We start from the raw sequence: 18544 nt of genomic DNA, 5'->3' as shown, positions 1-18544 counted from the left end.
AATGTTTCGGAAATCCAATTCTTTCGGCGGACGCGATAGGAGTCAAGAGGGGTCTGGGTGAACGTAGGATCGGCCGAAAATTATGCGAACTTCCTCTTGACCAAAGCGGAGGTAGCGGCTTTAGTTTAGAGAGTGACCTAAACCACAGCTTCGAAATATTTCGAAAAGTGGCCTTGGAGCCGAAGCTCCAATACTTGCAAAGAAGCAAATTCCAGATGGAGAAGCAATGAAGCAGCCTCAGTCCTCCCGCCGCTCTTTCCTCGCCCTTGCCGCCCTCACCCCCTTCGCCGTCGCTGCGACCGCGGCGTGCGGGACGTCCGGCCCGGGCACCTCCAGCGGCGGCGGTGGCGCCAGCATGTGGTACCTCTCCGGTCAACCGAACGAGACCACCATGCAGAAGGCAGTGGACGCCTTCAACTCGGCAAACCCCGAGAACAAGATCACGGTGACGTACTTCCAGAACGACGCCTACAAGACCAAGATCAAAACCGCGATCGGCGCAGGCCAGGCCCCCACCATCATCTACGGCTGGGGCGGCGGCACGCTGAAGACCTACGCAGAGGCCAACCAGGTGGACGACCTCACCAGCTGGTTTGAAGAAAACCCGGACCTGAAGAACAAGTTCTTCCCGTCCTCCTTCGGTGCAGCCACCGTCAACGGCAAAATCTATGCCCTGCCCAACCAGTACGTAGCCCCGATTGTCCTGTTCTACAACAAGGAACTGTTCGAGAAGGCCGGCGTCCAGCCGCCCAAGACCTGGGACGACGTCATGTCGCTGGTCAAGACCTTCAACGACATGGGCGTGGCACCTTTCTCCCTCGGTGGACAGTCCCGCTGGACCTCCATGATGTGGCTGGAATACCTCCTGGACCGCATCGGCGGCCACGAAGTCTTCAACGCCATCTTCGAAGGCAAACCCAATGCCTGGATGGACCCGGCCGTCATTGAGACCGGCACCAAGATCCAGGAACTCGTTTCGGCAGAAGGTTTCATCAAGGGCTTCTCCTCGATCACCGCAGACTCCAACGCGGACCAGGCCCTCCTGTTCACCGGCAAGGCAGCCATGATGCTGCACGGCACCTGGACCTACGGCGGCATGAAGAAGAACGGCCAGAACTTCGTCCAGGACGGAAAACTGGGCTTCGTCCAGTTCCCCACGGTTCCGGGCGGAAAGGGCAACCCCAAGAACGGCGTCGGAAACCCGGCCCAGTACATGTCGATCTCCTCCAAGGCCACCGACAAGGAAAAGGAGTCGGCGAAGAAGTTCTTCAAGGACGGCATCCTGACCGAGACGGTGATCGATACCTACATCAACTCCGGGTCTGTGCCCATCGTCAACGGCATCGAAAACAAGCTGGACACGTCCCCCGACAAGGACTTCCTGAACTTCGTCTACGACCTTGCCAAGAACGCGCCGAACTTCCAGCAGTCCTGGGACCAGGCGCTTAGCCCCACGGCCGCCGAGACCCTGCTGAACAACATCGACCAGCTTTTCCTGAAGTCGATCACGCCGCAGCAGTTCGCCGAGAACATGAATGCAACCCTCGGAAAATGAGTAACGCCGTCTCCACCGCGCGCCGGACTACTGCCGTAAGGGGTGAGTCCGAGCAAGCCGGAAAGCGCAAGGCTGCCCTCGCATGGCTGACCGTGCCCGCCCTGTTCTTCTTCCTGGTCTTCGCCGTGGTGCCGCTGGCCGGCGTGTTCATCCTGAGCTTCGCCAGCTGGGACGGCATCGGTGCCATCGGCGTGGCAGGCATGGACAACTGGTTCTCCGTCCTCGCGGACCCAGGGCTGTACAACGCCCTGGGGCTGACCTTCCTGATCATGATCGCCTCCTGGCTCGTGCAGACTCCGATCAGCCTGCTCCTGGGAGTCTTCACCGCAGGAAGCCAGCGCTACCGGGCCGCCTTGGCCGTGCTGTACTTCCTGCCGCTGCTCCTCTCGTCGGCAGCCGTGGCCATTGCTTTCAAGGCACTGCTGGATCCAAATTTCGGCCTGGCCACCGGACTGGGGCTGCCCTTCCTGGCCCAAGACTGGCTGGGAGTCCCTCACCTGGCCCTGGGCCTGGTGATCTTTGTGATCGCTTGGCAGTTCGTGCCGTTCCACACGCTGATCTACCAAGGCGGCGTGCGGCAAATCCCCAGGTCGCTGTACGAAGCCGCAGAGATCGATGGGGCCGGAACCATCAAGCAGTTCTTCCACATCACGCTGCCCCAGTTGAAGTACACCATCATCACCTCTTCCACCCTGATGGTGGTGGGGTCGCTGACGTACTTCGACCTGATCTTCGTCCTCACCGGCGGCGGCCCGGGCAACTCGACCAGGATCCTGGCCCTGGACATGTACCTCCGGGGCTTCCGGGCCAACCTGATGGGCCCCGCCAGCGTCATCGCCGTCATCCTCGTACTCATCGGCCTTGCCCTTGCCTTGCTCCTCCAGCGCCTCGGAGGCAAGGACAAGCAGGGCAGCCAACTGGAAGGTCTGTAGCGTGAGCACCGTCTTGAACACCAGCACGGAGGAAACCGGGGCTGGTTCCGCTGCCGCCTCGCCAGCCCGCGCCCCCGGCTTCGGGTCCCGGTTGCGGCGGCTCAACATCCCAGCGGGTCTGGGTGGTTGGATCTGGCTCGCCATCATCATCATTCCGGTGTACTACGTGGTGATCACCAGCCTGAAGACACAGGAAGGCTACTTCGGCCAGAACCCGCTGGCACTTCCCACGGCACCCACACTGGAAAACTACCAACTGGTCCTTGAAGCCGACTTTGCGAAGTACTTCATGAACAGTGCCATCGTCACCATTGGTTCTGTTGCCCCCGCCGTGCTGATTTCCTTCATGGCCTCCTTTGCCATCGTCCGGGGCAGCGGCAGGTTCCTCAAAATGGTCAACGGCATGTTCCTGATGGGACTGGCGATCCCACTCCAGGCGACGATCATCCCCATCTACCTGATGATCATCCGCCTGAACCTGTACGACAGCCTGCTTGCGCTGATGCTGCCATCCATTGCCTTTGCCATACCCCTGACGGTACTGATCCTCTCCAACTTCATCCGCGACGTTCCGAATGAACTGTTCGAATCGATGCGGCTGGACGGCTGCAGTGAGTGGCAGATCATGTGGCGGCTGGCCTTCCCGCTGACCCGTCCGGCCATCGTGACCGTCGCCATCTACAACGGCCTGCACGTCTGGAACGGGTTCCTGCTTCCGCTGGTCCTCACCCAGAGCCCCGGGTTGCGCGTCCTGCCCCTTGCGTTGTGGAGCTTCCAGGGCGAGTACAGCGTCAACATCCCGGCGGTGCTCGCCTCGGTGATGCTGAGCACGCTGCCCATCCTGGTGCTCTACGTCGTGGGCCGCCGCCAGCTCCTCAGCGGCCTCACTGCGGGCTTCAGCAAATAGAAAGGACATTCCTATGACCACCGCAAAGCCCCTCCGCGTGGGAATGGTGGGCTACGCCTTCATGGGTGCAGCCCACTCCCACGCCTGGCGCACCGCGCCCCGGTTCTTCGACCTGCCGCTGAAGCCGCAGCTCGCCGCCGTCGCCGGCCGGAACGCTGACGCCGCCAAGGCCGCAGCAGACAAGCTTGGCTGGGAATCGGTGGAGACGGACTGGCGCCGCCTGATCGAGCGGGACGACATCGACCTGATCGACATCTGCACCCCCGGCGACACCCATGCCGAGATTGCGATCGCAGCCCTCGAGGCCGGCAAGCATGTGCTGTGCGAGAAGCCGCTGGCCAACTCCGTGGAGGAAGCCGAGCGGATGACCCTGGCGGCAGAGACCGCGGCGAAGCAGGGCATCTTCTCGATGTGCGGCTTCAGCTACCGCCGCACGCCTGCCCTGGCGCTGGCCAAGCGGTTCGTGGAACAGGGCCGGCTGGGCGACCTCCGGCATGTCCGGGCACAGTACCTGCAGGACTGGCTCTCGGACGCCGACGCCCCCATGACCTGGCGGCTGGACAAGGGCAAATCCGGGTCCGGGTCCCTGGGGGACATCGGGGCGCACAGCATTGACGCCGCCCAGTGGGTTACCGGGCAGAACATCACGGGCGTCTCGGCACTGCTGGAAACGTTTGTCCCGGAACGCCCGCTGGCCGGCGACCTGGTGGGCCTGGGCGGCCACGGCGACCTCAGCAGCGACGCGCCCCGAGGCAAAGTAACCGTTGATGATGCTGCCATCTTCAGTGCAAAGTTCGACGGCGGCGCCTACTCCGCAGGTGCCATCGGCGTCTTCGAAGCGACGCGGTACGCGCTGGGCAGGAAGAACGCAATGCGCCTGGAAATCAACGGCACCAAGGGTTCCTTGGCCTTTGATTTCGAGGACATGAACGTCCTGTCCTTCTATGACGCAGCCGAGTCCCCGGACGCCGGCTTCCGCCGGATTTTCGTCACCGAACCGGAGCACCCGTACGTGGGCAACTGGTGGCCCACCGGCCACGGACTGGGCTACGAGCACGGCTTCACCCACCAGGTGGTGGACCTCGTTACCGCGATCGGTGAAGGCCGCCAGCCCGAACCGTCCTTTGCCGATGCCTTGCAGGTCCAGCGGGTCCTCGCGGCCGTGGAATCCAGCGCCGCGAACTCCAGCCAATGGCAAAAAGTCTGAGCAACGCCGCCAGCTTCAGTACAACCAAGGAACCGCAATGACACGACCAATCACGCTTTTTACCGGCCAGTGGGCCGACCTGCCGTTTGAGGAGGTGGCCCGGCTCGCCGGCGAGTGGGGCTTTGACGGGCTCGAGATCGCCTGCTGGGGAGACCACCTGGACCCCCGCCGCGCTGCCGAGGACGACAGCTACCTCCAGGGCCGGCTGGACATCCTGGAGAAGAACAACCTGCAGGTCTTCGCCATCGCCAACCACCTCACCGGCCAGGCCGTCTGCGACGACCCCATCGACGAACGGCACCAGGGCATCCTGTCCCCAGAAATCTGGGGCGACGGCGATCCCGAAGGGGTCCGCCGCAGGGCGGCAGAGTCCATGAAGTACACGGCCCGGGCAGCCGCGCGCCTCGGCGTCAAGACTGTGACAGGGTTCACCGGCTCCTCCATCTGGAAGGCCGTGGCCATGTTCCCGCCCGCCTCCGAGGCAATGATCGACGCCGGGTACCAGGACTTCGCGGACCGGTGGAACCCCATCCTGGACGTCTTCGACGAAGTGGGCGTCCGTTTCGCCCTGGAGGTCCACCCGTCAGAAATCGCCTACGACTACTGGACGGCAAAGCGCACCCTGGAAGCGATCGGTCACCGCAAGAGCTTCGGTCTGAACTTCGATCCGTCCCACTTCATCTGGCAGGACCTGGACCCGGTGATGTTCCTGCAGGACTTTGCAGAACACATCCTCCACGTCCATGTGAAGGAATCCGTCCGCCAGCTGGACGGCCGCAACGGCCGCCTGGGCTCCCACCTGGCCTGGGCCGATCCCCGGCGCGGCTGGGACTTCGTCACCGCGGGGCACGGGGACGTGCAGTGGAACCGGATCTTCCGGACCCTGAACGCCATCGGCTACAGCGGCCCCACCAGCATCGAGTGGGAGGACGCCGGCATGGACCGGCTCGTCGGCGCCCCGCAGGCCCTGGCGATGGTCAAGGAACTGGCCAGGATCGCCCCGCCGGCAGCCGCGTTCGACGCCGCCTTCGCCAGCCGCTGACCCTACCTTTCACCGGCCCACCTGCTTTCACCCGGCCCCCTGCGGCCGGCAGCCAAACAAAAGGAAACCCGAAATGACAGATCGCAAGAGTGCCCTGGTGGTGCGCGGCGGCTGGGACGGCCACCAGCCGTACGAGGCCACCGAGCTCTTTATCCCCTTCCTCAAAGACAACGGCTACGACGTCCGGATCGAGGAGTCTCCCAAGGTCTACGCGGACGCCGACTACATGGCAGGGGTGGACCTGGTCATGCAGTGCATGACCATGACCACCATTGAAAAAGACGAGTTCGCCGGGCTGCGCGCGGCGGTGGAAAACGGCACAGGCCTGGCCGGGTGGCACGGCGGCATCGCCGATTCCTACCGCAACAACTCCGACTACCTGCACCTCATCGGCGGCCAGTTCGCCTGCCACCCCGGCAAGCACCCGGACGAATGCATCGGCGAGCAGTCCGACAACTACGTGCCCTACACCGTCAACATGCTGCCAGCCGCCGCGGAGCACCCCATCACCAAGGGCATCAAGGACTTTGACCTGGTGACTGAACAGTACTGGGTGCTCTCCGACGACTACATCGACGTCCTGGCCACCACCACCCAGAAGGTGCGCGAGTGGGACCCCTGGAACCGCGAAGTCACCTCCCCCGCCATCTGGACCCGCCAGTGGGGCAAGGGCCGCATCTTCGTGGCCACCCCCGGGCACCGTGTGGAAATCCTCCAGGACCAGAACGTCCGCACCATCATCGAAAGGGGCCTGCTGTGGGCAAGCCGTTGAAAGTGGGAATCGTTGGCTGCGGAGCCATCATCGCCCAGTACCTCGCCAACTTCCGGAAGCTCAATGACATCGACCTCGTGGCGGTGGCGGACCTGGATCCGGCGCGGGCGCAGGCAGTGGCGGAGCAGTATGAGGGCGTCCGGGCCGTGTCCGTGGACGAACTCCTGGCCGCGGACGATGTCGAACTGGTCCTGAACCTGACCATCCCGGCCGCCCACGCCGAAGTGGCGCTGAAAGCGATCGCCGCCGGAAAGAGCGTATACGGCGAGAAGCCCCTTGCCGCCACCACCGAGGAGGCACGCGAGGTGCTGGACGCGGCACGCAAGGCAGGTGTCGCCGTCGGCTGCGCCCCTGACACGGTGCTCGGCACCGGCATCCAGACGGCACGCAAGGCCATTGATGACGGACTGATCGGTGCGCCGATCTCGGCCAGCGCCACCATGGTGACGCCCGGCCACGAGCGCTGGCATCCGAACCCGGACTTCTACTACCAGCCCGGCGGCGGTCCGCTCCTGGACATGGGTCCGTACTACGTGACCGCCCTTGTCACCCTGCTGGGCCCCGTTGTCTCGGTCATCGGCGCAGCGAGCCACACGCGCAATGAGCGCACCATCGGTTCGGGACCGCGCCAGGGCGAAAAGGTCCCGGTGGACATCGACTCCCACGTCACCGGCGTCCTGGTCCACGCCTCCGGTGCGCTGTCCACGCTGTTCATGAGCTTCGACGCCGTGAAGTCCAAGTCCCCGAACATCGAAATCCACGGCGAGCGCGGGTCGTTGGTGGTGCCGGACCCGAACCACTTCGACGGCGACGTGGAACTGTTCTCCCTCGGTGCCGAGGACTGGGAAACCCTTCCAGTGTCCGCCGGCTACGTCGACGCCGGGCGCGGCTTCGGCATCGCCGACCTTGCCTCCACCCCTGAGGGCGCTGAGCCCCGCGCGGGCGGCACCCTCGCCTACCACGCCCTGGAAGTCATGGAATCAGTGCTCGAATCAGCGCACAGCGGTGCGGCCGTACGCATCAGCAGCACGGTTGAGCGGCCGACGAGCGTGGAATTGACCGTCCTCGCTGAGGATGTGGACGCGCTCCAGGCCCAGGAAGCTTCCTAGAAGGGCCTGCGCCCCGGACGTGAGCGCGCTGAGCCGGTCAGCGCGCTGAGCGCCTCAGCGCACCGGGCGGTGACCGCCGTCGTCGCCGTGAACGGAACCAGTAAGAACCTCAACTACAGCCATTTGGCCGGTGGTGTCCGGGACGCCAGGGAACTGAACCTGCGGGTCCTCAGGCGGCACCACCGGCGGCTGGCCCCCCGACCGCATGCGCACAAGCGCAATGGCGGAAATGAGGAACCAGGCCACATTCGTGACCACGGAAGGCCATGCTTCGTGGACTGATCCGTTGATGATGAAGGCGACGGCGCCGAGGAGGTTCGCGGTCTGGAAACCTTTCCCGGCCTTCAACCAACCCATGGAAACGGCCAGGTATGCACTGAGGATCGCAACCGCGCCGGCCCAGCCGGCAATCTCCCACAGCAGTTCCATGGAGTCCTCTCAGGGGTTGTGCCCGGCAGGCAGGGGCCAGGCAAAGGGTGTTGATGGTTTTGGGGGTGGGTTATTGCCGGAGGCCACTGCTGGCTGGATCAGGCCTTGCCGGACAAACCGTTTACTCGAGCCCGTAAGCAGGCGAGGACCTCGTTTGTTGGTCGGCGGGATAATCATACCCTGCGCGAACATGAGATTAACGCGCACGGCCGGGGCCTCCCCGGCCTCTGGACAACTCCGCCAAGGAGTAGCACGATCTGAGTTGTGACCCCCCATCCAGCTACTGACCCGCACCTGCGCGAACTCATGCTGCTGCGCCGCGTCAAGGACCGGATCGACCGGGAGTACGCGCAGCCGCTGGACGTCGAATCCCTGGCCCGGGGAGTCCACATGTCAGCCGGGCACCTCAGCCGCAGGTTCAAGCTCGCCTACCAGGAATCCCCCTACAGCTACCTGATGACCCGCCGCATCGAACGGGCCATGGCGCTCCTCCGCCGCGGCGACCTCTCCGTCACGGAGGTGTGCTTCGCCGTCGGCTGTTCCTCGCTGGGGACGTTCAGCACCCGCTTCACCGAACTGGTGGGGATGCCGCCCAGCACCTACAAACAGGAAGCGGCGATGTCCACGGCGGGCATCCCCGCGTGCGTGGCGAAACAGGTCACCAGACCGGTCAGGAATCGAGAAGCGCCCGCGCCGGAGCCGCAACTAGCATGACTGCCATGAACAACATCAGCATTTCCTCAACCTTCCTTCCGCACACCGATCCGGACGCATCGCTGGCGTTCTACCGCGACGCCCTGGGCTTCGAGGTCCGCAACGACGTTGGCCGCGGCACCATGCGCTGGATCACTGTGGGTCCCGCCGGACAGCCTGATGTGTCCATCGTCCTGCACCCGCCGGCCGTGGACCCGGGCATCACGGACGACGAGCGCCGCACCATCGCGGAGATGATGGCCAAGGGCACCTACGCCACCGTCATCCTGTCCGCACCTGACGTGGACGAGGCGTTCGCAAAAGTCGAGGCGACCGGGGCCGACGTGGTCCAGGAGCCGGTGGACCAGCCGTACGGGATCCGCGACTGCGCCTTCCGCGACCCTGCAGGGAACACCGTCCGCATCAACCAGCAGCCGTAAGCCGCACCAAGCACAGGGAGACGCATGAGCACGGACACAGGTACCCACAGCCATACCGAAACAACTGGCGTGCACATCGCTGACACCCACGGACTTATCCGCGTGCAGGGGGCACGGGAGAACAACCTCAAGGACATCAGCGTCGAACTGCCCAAACGCCGGCTGACCGTGTTCACCGGCGTCTCCGGCTCCGGCAAGAGTTCGCTGGTGTTCGCCACCATCGCCGCAGAGTCGCAGCGCCTGATCAACGAAACCTACAGCGCCTTTGTCCAGGGCTTTATGCCCTCGCTGGCACGGCCCGAGGTGGACTTCCTGGAAGGGCTCACGACGGCGATCATCGTGGACCAGGAGCGCATGGGCGCCAACCCGCGCTCCACCGTGGGGACGGCCACCGACGCCCACGCGATGCTGCGCATCCTTTTCAGCCGGCTGGGCTCCCCCTATGTGGGCCCGCCTACGGCCTATTCCTTCAACGTGCCCACGCGCAAGGCCAGCGGCGTGATGTCCACGGAAAAGGGCGGACGTGTCGAGAAAGCCGTGGTCCAGCAGGCCGTGTACCTGGGCGGCATGTGCCCGCGGTGCGAGGGGATGGGCAACGTCAGCGACATTGACCGCACCGCACTGTACGACGACGAAAAGTCCCTGAGCGAGGGCGCGCTCCTTGTTCCGGGCTACTCCATGGACGGCTGGTACGGACGCCTGTTCGAGGGCATGGGCCTGCCCATGGACAAGCCCATCGCCAAGTTCACCAAGAAGCAGCTGGACACGATGCTCTACGCGGAGCCCACCAAGATCAAGGTGGAGGGCATCAACCTGACGTTCGAGGGGATCATTCCCAAGATCCAGAAGTCCATGCTCTCCAAGGACCCTGAGGCGATGCAGCCCCACGTCCGCCGGTTCGTGGAACGCGCCGTCACGTTCCAGACCTGCCCTGAATGCCAGGGGACCCGGCTCACCCAGCAGGCGTTGTCCTCCAAGATCAACGGCAAGAACATCGCCGAGCTGTGCCAGATGCAGATCAGCGACCTGGCCGGGTGGGTCCGCGGACTCAGGGACCCTTCCGTGGCTCCCCTGCTCAAGGGCCTTCAGCACCTGCTCGACTCCTTCTCCGACATCGGCCTGGGCTACCTCAGCCTGGACCGGCCCGCCGGCACCCTCTCCGGCGGTGAAGCCCAGCGCACCAAGATGATCCGGCACCTCGGGTCCTCCCTCACCGATGTCACGTACGTCTTCGATGAGCCCTCCATAGGCCTCCATCCGCATGACATCGAGCGGATGAACCAGCTCCTGCTGCAGCTGCGGGACAAGGGAAACACCGTCCTGGTGGTGGAGCACAAACCTGAGATGATCACCATCGCCGATCACGTCGTCGACCTCGGACCGGGGGCGGGCACCAACGGCGGCGCGGTCTGCTTCGAGGGCACCGTGGAGGGGTTGCGGTCCAGCGACACCATCACGGGGCGGCACCTGGAGGACCGCGCGTCTCTGAAGGACGGTGTCCGGAAGGCTGCCGGGGCGCTGGAGGTCCGCGGCGCGTCCACGCACAACCTGCAGGCGGTCGACGTCGATATCCCCCTGGGCGTCCTGACGGTGGTGACGGGCGTGGCCGGGTCGGGAAAGAGTTCGCTGATCCATGGCTCGGTGGCCAAGCGCGAAGGCGTGGTGGTGATCGACCAGGGCGCCATCCGCGGCTCCCGGCGCAGCAACCCGGCCACCTACACCGGCCTGCTGGAGCCCATCCGCAAGGCGTTCGCCAAGGCCAACGGGGTGAAGCCCGCGCTGTTCAGCTCCAACTCCGAGGGCGCCTGCCCCACCTGCAACGGCGCCGGTGTCATCTTCACCGAGCTGGGTGTCATGGCCACCGTCGAGTCCCCGTGCGAGGACTGTGAAGGCCGGCGCTTCCAGGCGTCCGTCCTTGAATACACCCTCGGCGGGCAGAACATCGCCGACGTGCTGGCCATGTCCGTGACCGAGGCGGCCGCCTTCTTCGCCGAGGGCGAGGCCAAAACACCGGCTGCCCGGACCATCCTTGACCGGCTGGAGGACGTGGGCCTGGGCTACCTCAGCCTTGGCCAGCCGCTCACCACGCTCTCCGGCGGCGAGCGCCAACGGCTCAAGCTCGCCACGCAGATGGCGGAGAAGGGCGACGTCTACGTGCTGGACGAGCCCACTACCGGCCTGCACCTCGCCGATGTGGAGAACCTGCTGGGCCTGCTGGACCGGCTGGTCGACTCCGGCAAATCGGTGATTGTCATCGAGCACCACCAGGCGGTCATGGCGCACGCCGATTGGCTCATCGACCTGGGCCCGGGAGCAGGGCACGACGGCGGCCGGATCGTTTTTGAGGGCACGCCGGCCGAGCTCGTGGCTGACGCCTCCACGCTCACCGGCAGGCACCTGGCGGCATATGTTGGCTAGGGCCCGGCTGCCGCGACCCTGACTTCACGGTAATGGGCTGGCATGCGCACTACGGTGAGCTCAGACATGTCCAGGAGGCACCGGTCACCCGTCACGATGTCAAGGATCCAGAAAAGCCCATGGTCCGGGAGTGAATCCATGACCGGCCCGCGGTGGACCAGGGCGCCCCTGTGGAACGCTTCGATGGCGTCCCCCGGTGCCAGTTCAGGGCAGGAGTCGACAAATATGCGGTCATTGCGTGTCATGACGGGTCCTCTCGACTGTTCCGGAAAGTTCCCCCCACCCCGAATTCTCCCGGGGCAAGGTTACTCCCGGATGTATGACGGATGACTTTCTGCCGACGTTATCCGCCCTGGCCTTAGGCTGGCGGTATGGCCGAACACTACCGGTATGACGTGGAGATCCTGCACCTGCTGGTGTCACCAGGGCACGCCTACTTTGGGCGGGCGCGGGACGGTGCCGCCGATGTGCCGACGTTCGACGCCCAGGCCGCGGAAGTGGTGGCGGGCAAGGGCATCGTGGGCGACCGGTTCTTCGGAAAAGCCGCCCATATGGACGCCGCCGTGACGCTGTTCGCCGTCGAAGCCCTGGAAGCCATGGCCTCGGAACTTGCGGCCGGGCCGTTTGACCCCTTGGCCACCCGCCGAAACGTGATCCTCCGCGGAGCGCACCTTGCTCCGCTGCTGGGGCAGGACTTCACGCTGGAATCGGGCGGTTCCGGGGTTGGGTTCCACGGCGGGCGTCCCGCGCACCCCTGCGCCTGGATGAACGAGGTGCTGGCGCCGGGAAGCCATGCTGCGATGCGCGGCAGGGGCGGGATCCGCTGCCGCGTGGTGTCGAGCGGCATCCTGTACCGGGGCCCTGCCGTCCTGGTCAGTCCGGTTCCCCTGGATCCCGGGCAGGCAGGCGTGCCGAGCCTGCTGCGGCCCGGCCGGCTACCGTAGCTAGTCCAGCTCGACGCCCCGGAGCAGCAGGAGTGTCCCGCCCACCACAACTGCCGACGCCAGGAAGACTCCGGCTGCGCCAAGCCCGGCCGCCACCCCGCCGATGGCGCTGGGAAGGATCACCTGGCCCACCCGGTTTCCCGCGAGCCGGAGGGCCAGCGCCCTGCCGCGCTGGCCGGGCGGCGCCTGCGACGACAGCCAGGACATGGTGAGCGGCTGGCCGATTCCGAGGCCGAGTCCCAGCACGGCCATGACTCCAAACAGCAGCCACGCCGGCATGGGAATTGCGGCCACCGCCAGCGCAACGGTGGACAGGGCGAGGCTCAGCACCAGGAGCCGCATCCGCCCCAGTTTCCGGGATGCGCGTCCCAGCAGGATCCGGGAAACCATCGAGAACACGGCCCGGACAGTCAGCAGGGCGCCCACGGTTGCCGCGCTCAGTCCGCGGTCGGCTCCGAGTGCGGGGAGGTAGACCATGGTCAGGTCCACCACGGCGAGGACGGTGGCGCTGGTGGCGAGCGCACGGGCAACACCGGGTGTCTTCAGCAGCGAAACAGCGCTGCCGTTGGTGCCCTTGGCAGCGGCGGTCTTCCTCCCGCCGCTGACCTTGGCGGACACGGCGAAGGTGGTCAGGAAAAGCACCAGGCCCATGCAGACGGAGAGGAGGAAGATTGCCTGGGTGTCAGGGCGGACGGCTGCCCCGCCCACCAGGGAGATGGCCAACGGCCCCAGGGCCTGGCCCAGGGACGCCGCGAAGGTCAGGTATCCGAAGCCGGAATCCATCCGGGCTGCGGCGGCGTTGTTGGCCACCACGGCCTGCTGGCCAACAACGCATGCCAGCTGGCCCGCGCCCAGCAGGGCGGTTCCAATGACCAGCGTTGCGATCGACGAACCCCACAGCAACAGGAAGGCAGACGAGGCAAGGACGACGGCGGATCCCATGGCCATGAGCCGGCGCTCACCTAATCTGTCCACCAGGCCGCCCGTCGGAACGGCAAGCAGCAGGGGGAAGACGGCGTAGCTGGCCGCCAGCAGGCCCAGGGCAAACCCGGGAACGTCCAGCTCCAGGGCACGGTAGGTGGCGGCCGGCCGGACCAGGAAGGTCACGGCCTGGATCAGCGCGGAGTGAATGAGGAGGGCAGTGGCCGAGCGGCGTCCGAGCTCCCCGATCATGAGGTGGCCAGGCCGCTGCCCGCGATGGCCTTCAGCGCCGCATCCCGCGCTCCCAGCACGTGCTCGAAGGCAATTTTGGCGGCCTGCTCCGGGTTGCCGGCAGCGAGGGCGTCCACCAGCGTCCGGTGCTGGGCGAGGGCCTGGTCCCGCCGTTCCTGCGTGCTGTTGGTGAAATGCCGGTACCGCTCCATCTGGCTGGAGACCTGGCCGTGGAAGCGCCGGGCCCACGAGTTGCCGGCGATCGCGGCGATCTTTGCGTGCAGCGCCATGCCCTGCTGCATTGCGTCGTCGGCAAACTCCACCAGCGCGGCGTTGCGGGCGAGGATGGCGTGGAGGGCTTCGAGGTCCGCCGCTGTTGCTTTGATGCAGGCGTTCCGGGCCATGAGGGACTCGATCGCCGCGCGGACTTCATACAGCTCCGAAATCACTGCTGCGTCCAGTACCGGCACCAGCACCCCGCCAGTGGGCTGCTGTTCCAGGAGGTCCTCCGAGATCAGCCGGCGGATGGCTTCCCGCAGCGGCGTGCGGCTCACCTGCAGCGCGGACGCCATTGCGGGCTCGTAGAGGCGCTCCCCCGGCTTCAGTTCGAGGGTGAGGATCTTGCGCTTCAGCTCGGCGTAGACAAGATGGGCGCCCGTGTTCCGGGCGGGTGAATCTGGCATGGGGGAACCTCCACGGTTATTTTACTTGTATACAAGTACACGCGGCGGAAGCCACAACAGCTCTGGAGGGGCAGTGCCGCGCATATTCATCACCGGTTCCGCTGACGGGCTGGGACGCCACACGGCCGGAACGCTGCTGGAGAACGGGCACGGCGTCGTCGTGCACGTACGCAGCGCTGCCCGCCTTGGCGCGGTCCAGGACCTCGTGGACCGCGGCGCCGCTGTGGTGACCGGCGACCTCGCTGACCCGGAGCAAACACGGGACGTCGCCGTACAGGTCAACCGGATGGGCCCGGTGGACGCCGTCATCCACAACGCGGGCGTGCTGCACGGCCCGGACATCTTCACAGTCAACGTTGTGGCCCCCTACCTCCTCACCGCACTCATCCACCGCCCGCGGCGGCTGGTCTACGTGAGCAGCGGCATGCACCGCGGCGGCCGCCCCGATCCGGCACGGCTCGGCCGCGACGCCAAGGTGACCTACTCGGACAGCAAGCTCTACCTCACAGCCCTCGCGGCCGCCGTCGCCCGCTTATGGCCGGACGTCCTCAGCAACGCCGTGGATCCCGGCTGGGTGCCCACCAGGATGGGCGGCACCGGCGCCCCGGACGATCTCCGGCTGGGCCACCTGACGCAGGAGTGGCTGGCCACCAGCGATGACCCGGCGGCGCTCACCAGCGGCGGCTACTGGTACCACCAGAAACGGGAGAATCCGCATCACGCCGTCCGCGACGAACGGTTCCAGAACGGACTCCTGGACCACTTGGCAAGCGTCACCGGAGAACGCATGGCCTAACCAAGCCCGCCCGGCATCACATCAGCGCGGTGGCGTTCGCGGGTGATCCGGTGCCGCCGGTGATGTTCAGCGGCTTGATGGTGATGAAGGCGTCCCACTGGCCCGCAGTCCGCATGTGGCGGGCGAGCGGGCCCAGGCGCCACAGCTCCCCCAGCGGCATGCCCAGCTTGGCGAGCAGCTGCTGGTGCATCATGCCGTGGTCGTTCGGGGCGGAGTTCCGGTAGGGGCTGGAGGGCAGGGCGGGCAGGCATTCGAAGGCGAAGTTGTCTGCGGCGAGGAGCGCCAGCCGGTGGTTCCACGCCCAGGCGACGAACTCCTCCGACTGGGCAACACCGGTGGCGCGGCGGCTCTCCCGCATCCGCTGCTTCCCGTCCGGAGGCAGGCCAAGGAACCACTCGCACCAGCCGGTGTGCAGCATCAGGATGTCGCCCTGGCGGAGGCTCACGGACTGCGCGTCCAGCACCGCTTCGATCAGGTCCAGGCCCAACGGCTCGCCGGCGGCATGGTCAATCGGAGCGGCCTGGGCGGCCCGGTATCCGGCCAGGTCCAGCAGCACTCCCCTGCCGGCAATCGGCTGGTCCGCCCATTCCTGGATGCCCAGCTCCGGCCTGCCTTCCCTGACGAGGTCATCCGGCGTGCCGTTGTAGAAACCCACATCGTCCGCCCGGCGGTGCCGCAGACCGTCAATCTGAGAGGACCCCTGGAGGTAGTAGCCGTCCAGGAAGTCGTCGCGGTGGGCCGGGTGCGAGGAGTAGATGGTGTGCCGGGGCGCGCCACGCTTGAGCGACATGCCGGGGTCGAAGGCGTCCGCCGGATAGTCCAGGCCAAAGGCAGTGCCGGTCCGGATGGAGTCCCGCGCGTCCAGCACCGTTTGGGGAGTAATGAACGACGGCGTCCCGCGGGTTGGGTCCGGAAACAGGCCCCAGGAGGTGCCCGCCAATGCGCCCTCCCGGCGGAGGAGTTCGGCGAACGTCGGGTACCTTCCGTCGCCGGCGGCAGGCGTCACCGCGCCCCTGCTTTCTGCGGCTGTTCCTGGTTCTGGCGGCGCTTGTAGCTGAGCAGGAACCCTGCAATGGCACAGATGGAGGCCGCGATGCAGATGGGCGCCTTGATGGTGCTGTTGAGCAGGGCGAGCCACTCACCCTGGCCGGCAACGAGGGCTATGGCCTGCCCGGCCACAAACGCCACGCCGCCAACCAGGAGCGCTGCGAGGGTGAGGACGAAGAGGACTTCAACGGCCCTTCGGATGGAGTGCATGGGGACTTCCTTTAGATGGGCAGGACGCCGAGGATGATCAGCACGCCGATGCCGAGCAGCGGCAGGGCGTAGTGGGTCAGCAGCCGGAGGAACGTCTTGATCGGGTCCACGTCCGCGATGCCGCACGCCACATACAGCGGTGCACCTCCCGGCGGGACCGCCGCCTCGCAGGAGGAGAAGACCAGGACTGCCACGGCCGCAGTGGTGGCCGGGACGCCGGCCGCCACCAGGGCTGCGACGCCGACGGTTCCGACGGCGGCCATGGTCGCTGTGGCGGACAGGGGCGCTGCCACCGCGATGACGATCAGGCCGATCAGGATGGCCAGGATCCACAGCGGCAGGTTCATCCCGTTGAGCAGTTGGGTCATCTGCTTGGGCAGGCCGGTGGCGGCCAGGGCGTTGGCGCCGGCGAAGGCGAATACCACGGTGACGCCCACAATGCCGAAGCGCGGCGCGGAGTCTTGCAGCAGCGTCCACCACGCCCGGCCGTCGCTGGGCAGCTTCTTCCGGCCCAGCAGGAGGCCCGTGATGATGAGGACTACGGGAATCCAGACGATCACGCTGACGGACTTGGAGACATCTCCCCCGGTCCAGTCCGAAAGCGCCTTGGCGACGGCACCCGACGTGATGACCAGCGGGATGGCCACCACAATGAACAGCAGCAGGGTGGCCCAGCCGCGGCCGAACGCGGCCCGGACCGGCAGCCGGTGGGCGGCGTCAAGCGGGGCCATGCCGCTCTTGCGGACCAGCAGCCAGGTGACGATCAGCCGGTGCAGGAAGCACCAGAGTCCGCCGAACAGCAGCGGGAGGACCAGCGCGTTGACGTCCAGCAGGGGCCCCACGGTGGCCGAGCCCACCAGGACGAACATTGAGGCGCTGAACGGGAACGTGATGCCCATTCCCGCGTTCCCCGCCACCAGGGTGGCAGCAGCGGGCTTGTCCAGCTTGGATTTCTCCATCCAGGGGATGGTCACCGATCCCACCGTGGCGGCGATGGCCGCCTGGTTGTGGACCACGCTGCCCAGTCCCGCGGACGCCACGGTGGACACCCACGCCGGCCCGCCCTTGACCCCGCCGATCAGGGAGTTGAGCAGGTCGATCAGCCGGTCCAGGACGCCGGTTTTGTCCAGCAGGTAGCCCATGAACACAAACGCCATGGTGGCGTAGACGATCTCGTCCGTGATGGCCGAGTACAGCGCATCCCAGCCGATCTGCGCCGCTGCCGCTCCGGTGAACGGAAGCACGGCCAGGAATCCGAGGATCATGGCTTCCCCCACGCTGCGCTTGAGCACGGTGGTCCACAACAGGATGACGGCAAGGTAGGCGCCAAGTGCCCAGATGCCGATCATGCTGCTGCTCCTGACGGCGGGACGCCGGTGATGTGGTGGGTCATGTAATACCTGTTCCTGATTCTGCCGGACTTTTAGGTCAGCGCAAGGCCGGTGCGGTTTCCAGGGCGATCCGGGACAGCGCAGCCGCGGAAGCGGTGGTCATCTCGGCAGGCACTCCAAGATCGCCCAGGTAGCTGGCGGTGTCCTGCATTTCCTTCGAGCGCCGGACGGCATGCTTGGCCGTGCCGGTCAGGAAGCGGTCAATGACTGCCTGCCCGTCACCGGCCAGCTGGCTCGCGATCTGGGCCCGGATCCATTCCTCAAGCCCGGCCGCCCGGCCGGCAGTGACGGCCTCGACCACCACGGAGGCCATGCCCTTCATCAGGACGCTGCGGAGGAGCTTGTGGGCCATGGCCGCCCCGGGTTCCCCTTCAGCAATTTCGACGTTGACGCCAAGCGGGCCGAGGAGGTCAGCCACAGCCTGCGCACCCGGTCCGCTCACCATCAGCGGGGTCTTCTCGCCCAGCGCGGAGACCGGCCCGAGGATGGCGACGTCGGCGAAATCGGCTTTGCTGGCGAACTGTCCAAGTTCCTGCATCACCTGGGGCGAGGAGGAGGTGAAGTCCGCGTAGCAGCTGCCTTCTTCGAGGGCCGGGAGGCACTCCTGGGCGACGCTGCGCGCGGCGGCGGCGCCCGTCATCACCAGGACAATGTCTGCTCCTGTGCTGGCTTCGGCTGCGGATGCGGCGCGGGTAACGCCGGCGGGGGTAGTGGGGGCAACGGGATCAAACCCGGTGACCCGGTGGCCTGCGGCGTGGAGTGCCGCGGCGTAGGTGGCTCCGGCTTCGCCGAGGCCAATGACGGTTACCGCTGTCAT

General features: G+C 66.3%; 20 protein-coding genes. 12 read left to right on the top strand and 8 right to left on the bottom strand.

Features of this window, described 5'->3' with window-relative positions:
• Window positions 1-226 precede the first annotated feature (226 nt).
• The 7 genes from KTR40_RS00545 (at window position 227) to KTR40_RS00515 (ending at window position 7524) form a co-directional block, all read left to right on the top strand.
• On the top strand, window positions 227-1555 hold the full coding sequence (locus KTR40_RS00545; RefSeq protein ID WP_228404928.1) for an extracellular solute-binding protein: 1329 nt from the start codon (window positions 227-229) through the stop codon (window positions 1553-1555).
• Window positions 1552-2487, top strand: a complete 936-nt coding sequence (locus KTR40_RS00540; RefSeq protein ID WP_139027345.1) for a carbohydrate ABC transporter permease — start codon at window positions 1552-1554, stop codon at window positions 2485-2487. Before KTR40_RS00545 ends, KTR40_RS00540 begins: the two co-directional genes overlap by 4 nt.
• Window position 2488: 1 nt before the next feature.
• Window positions 2489-3394, top strand: coding sequence for a carbohydrate ABC transporter permease (locus KTR40_RS00535; RefSeq protein WP_228404927.1), 906 nt, complete (start codon window positions 2489-2491; stop codon window positions 3392-3394).
• Window positions 3395-3407: 13 nt separating this feature from the next.
• Complete coding sequence (locus tag KTR40_RS00530; RefSeq protein WP_228404926.1) at window positions 3408-4601, top strand: Gfo/Idh/MocA family protein; 1194 nt, start codon at window positions 3408-3410, stop codon at window positions 4599-4601.
• Window positions 4602-4638: 37 nt separating this feature from the next.
• Window positions 4639-5643 (top strand): sugar phosphate isomerase/epimerase, encoded by a 1005-nt coding sequence (locus tag KTR40_RS00525; protein ID WP_228404924.1) that lies wholly within the window; start codon window positions 4639-4641, stop codon window positions 5641-5643.
• A gap of 73 nt (window positions 5644-5716) precedes the next feature.
• On the top strand, window positions 5717-6415 hold the full coding sequence (locus KTR40_RS00520) for a ThuA domain-containing protein (RefSeq protein ID WP_228404922.1): 699 nt from the start codon (window positions 5717-5719) through the stop codon (window positions 6413-6415).
• A complete protein-coding gene (locus KTR40_RS00515) occupies window positions 6400-7524 on the top strand; it encodes a Gfo/Idh/MocA family protein (protein ID WP_228404920.1) in 1125 nt (374 codons plus the stop codon). Before KTR40_RS00520 ends, KTR40_RS00515 begins: the two co-directional genes overlap by 16 nt.
• A gap of 54 nt (window positions 7525-7578) precedes the next feature.
• On the opposite strand, the gene KTR40_RS00510 is transcribed toward KTR40_RS00515, so the two are convergent.
• On the bottom strand, window positions 7579-7953 hold the full coding sequence (locus KTR40_RS00510; protein ID WP_139027339.1) for a YgjV family protein: 375 nt from the start codon (window positions 7951-7953) through the stop codon (window positions 7579-7581).
• 306 nt (window positions 7954-8259) lie between these two features.
• Between KTR40_RS00510 and KTR40_RS00505 the strand changes: the two genes are divergently transcribed.
• From KTR40_RS00505 to KTR40_RS00495, 3 genes are read left to right on the top strand one after another with little or no spacing between them, the layout of a single operon-like run.
• Complete coding sequence (locus KTR40_RS00505; protein WP_139027585.1) at window positions 8260-8667, top strand: helix-turn-helix transcriptional regulator; 408 nt, start codon at window positions 8260-8262, stop codon at window positions 8665-8667.
• Window positions 8664-9086, top strand: coding sequence for a VOC family protein (locus KTR40_RS00500; protein WP_139027338.1), 423 nt, complete (start codon window positions 8664-8666; stop codon window positions 9084-9086). The genes KTR40_RS00505 and KTR40_RS00500 overlap by 4 nt, the downstream gene beginning before the upstream one ends.
• 24 nt (window positions 9087-9110) lie before the next feature.
• Complete coding sequence (locus KTR40_RS00495) at window positions 9111-11504, top strand: excinuclease ABC subunit UvrA (RefSeq protein WP_228404917.1); 2394 nt, start codon at window positions 9111-9113, stop codon at window positions 11502-11504.
• Here KTR40_RS00495 and KTR40_RS00490 read toward each other — a convergent pair.
• Window positions 11501-11749 carry a hypothetical protein gene (locus KTR40_RS00490; RefSeq protein WP_228404915.1) on the bottom strand — a complete coding sequence of 83 codons (249 nt, stop codon included), beginning with the start codon at window positions 11747-11749 and terminating at the stop codon, window positions 11501-11503. The two genes, KTR40_RS00495 and KTR40_RS00490, sit on opposite strands and share 4 nt — an antisense overlap.
• Window positions 11750-11875: 126 nt before the next feature.
• Here KTR40_RS00490 and KTR40_RS00485 point away from each other — a divergent pair, with 126 nt between their 5' ends.
• A complete protein-coding gene (locus tag KTR40_RS00485; RefSeq protein ID WP_228404913.1) occupies window positions 11876-12448 on the top strand; it encodes an MOSC domain-containing protein in 573 nt (190 codons plus the stop codon).
• On the opposite strand, the gene KTR40_RS00480 is transcribed toward KTR40_RS00485, so the two are convergent.
• Window positions 12449-13621 (bottom strand): MFS transporter, encoded by a 1173-nt coding sequence (locus KTR40_RS00480; protein WP_228404911.1) that lies wholly within the window; start codon window positions 13619-13621, stop codon window positions 12449-12451.
• On the bottom strand, window positions 13618-14283 hold the full coding sequence (locus KTR40_RS00475) for a GntR family transcriptional regulator (protein WP_228404909.1): 666 nt from the start codon (window positions 14281-14283) through the stop codon (window positions 13618-13620). The genes KTR40_RS00480 and KTR40_RS00475 overlap by 4 nt, the downstream gene beginning before the upstream one ends.
• A gap of 73 nt (window positions 14284-14356) precedes the next feature.
• On the opposite strand from KTR40_RS00475, the gene KTR40_RS00470 reads away from it, so the two are divergent.
• Window positions 14357-15079, top strand: a complete 723-nt coding sequence (locus KTR40_RS00470) for an SDR family NAD(P)-dependent oxidoreductase (RefSeq protein WP_228404907.1) — start codon at window positions 14357-14359, stop codon at window positions 15077-15079.
• A 16-nt stretch (window positions 15080-15095) separates the two neighbouring features.
• Here KTR40_RS00470 and KTR40_RS00465 read toward each other — a convergent pair whose 3' ends face one another.
• The 4 genes from KTR40_RS00465 to KTR40_RS00450 form a co-directional block, all read right to left on the bottom strand.
• Entirely contained in the window at window positions 15096-16085 is a 990-nt protein-coding gene (locus KTR40_RS00465; RefSeq protein ID WP_228404905.1) for a cyclase family protein, read from the bottom strand.
• Window positions 16082-16336, bottom strand: coding sequence for a hypothetical protein (locus KTR40_RS00460; protein WP_228404904.1), 255 nt, complete (start codon window positions 16334-16336; stop codon window positions 16082-16084). Before KTR40_RS00460 ends, KTR40_RS00465 begins: the two co-directional genes overlap by 4 nt.
• A gap of 11 nt (window positions 16337-16347) precedes the next feature.
• Complete coding sequence (locus KTR40_RS00455; RefSeq protein WP_228404902.1) at window positions 16348-17685, bottom strand: TRAP transporter large permease subunit; 1338 nt, start codon at window positions 17683-17685, stop codon at window positions 16348-16350.
• Between the two features lie 79 nt (window positions 17686-17764).
• Entirely contained in the window at window positions 17765-18544 is a 780-nt protein-coding gene (locus tag KTR40_RS00450; protein ID WP_228404900.1) for an NAD(P)-dependent oxidoreductase, read from the bottom strand.

This window comes from Pseudarthrobacter sp. L1SW, assembly GCF_020809045.1.
Lineage (GTDB): Bacteria > Actinomycetota > Actinomycetes > Actinomycetales > Micrococcaceae > Arthrobacter.
Note: the sequence above shows the minus strand (reverse complement) of the source record. Positions and strands in the feature narration are given on the sequence as shown.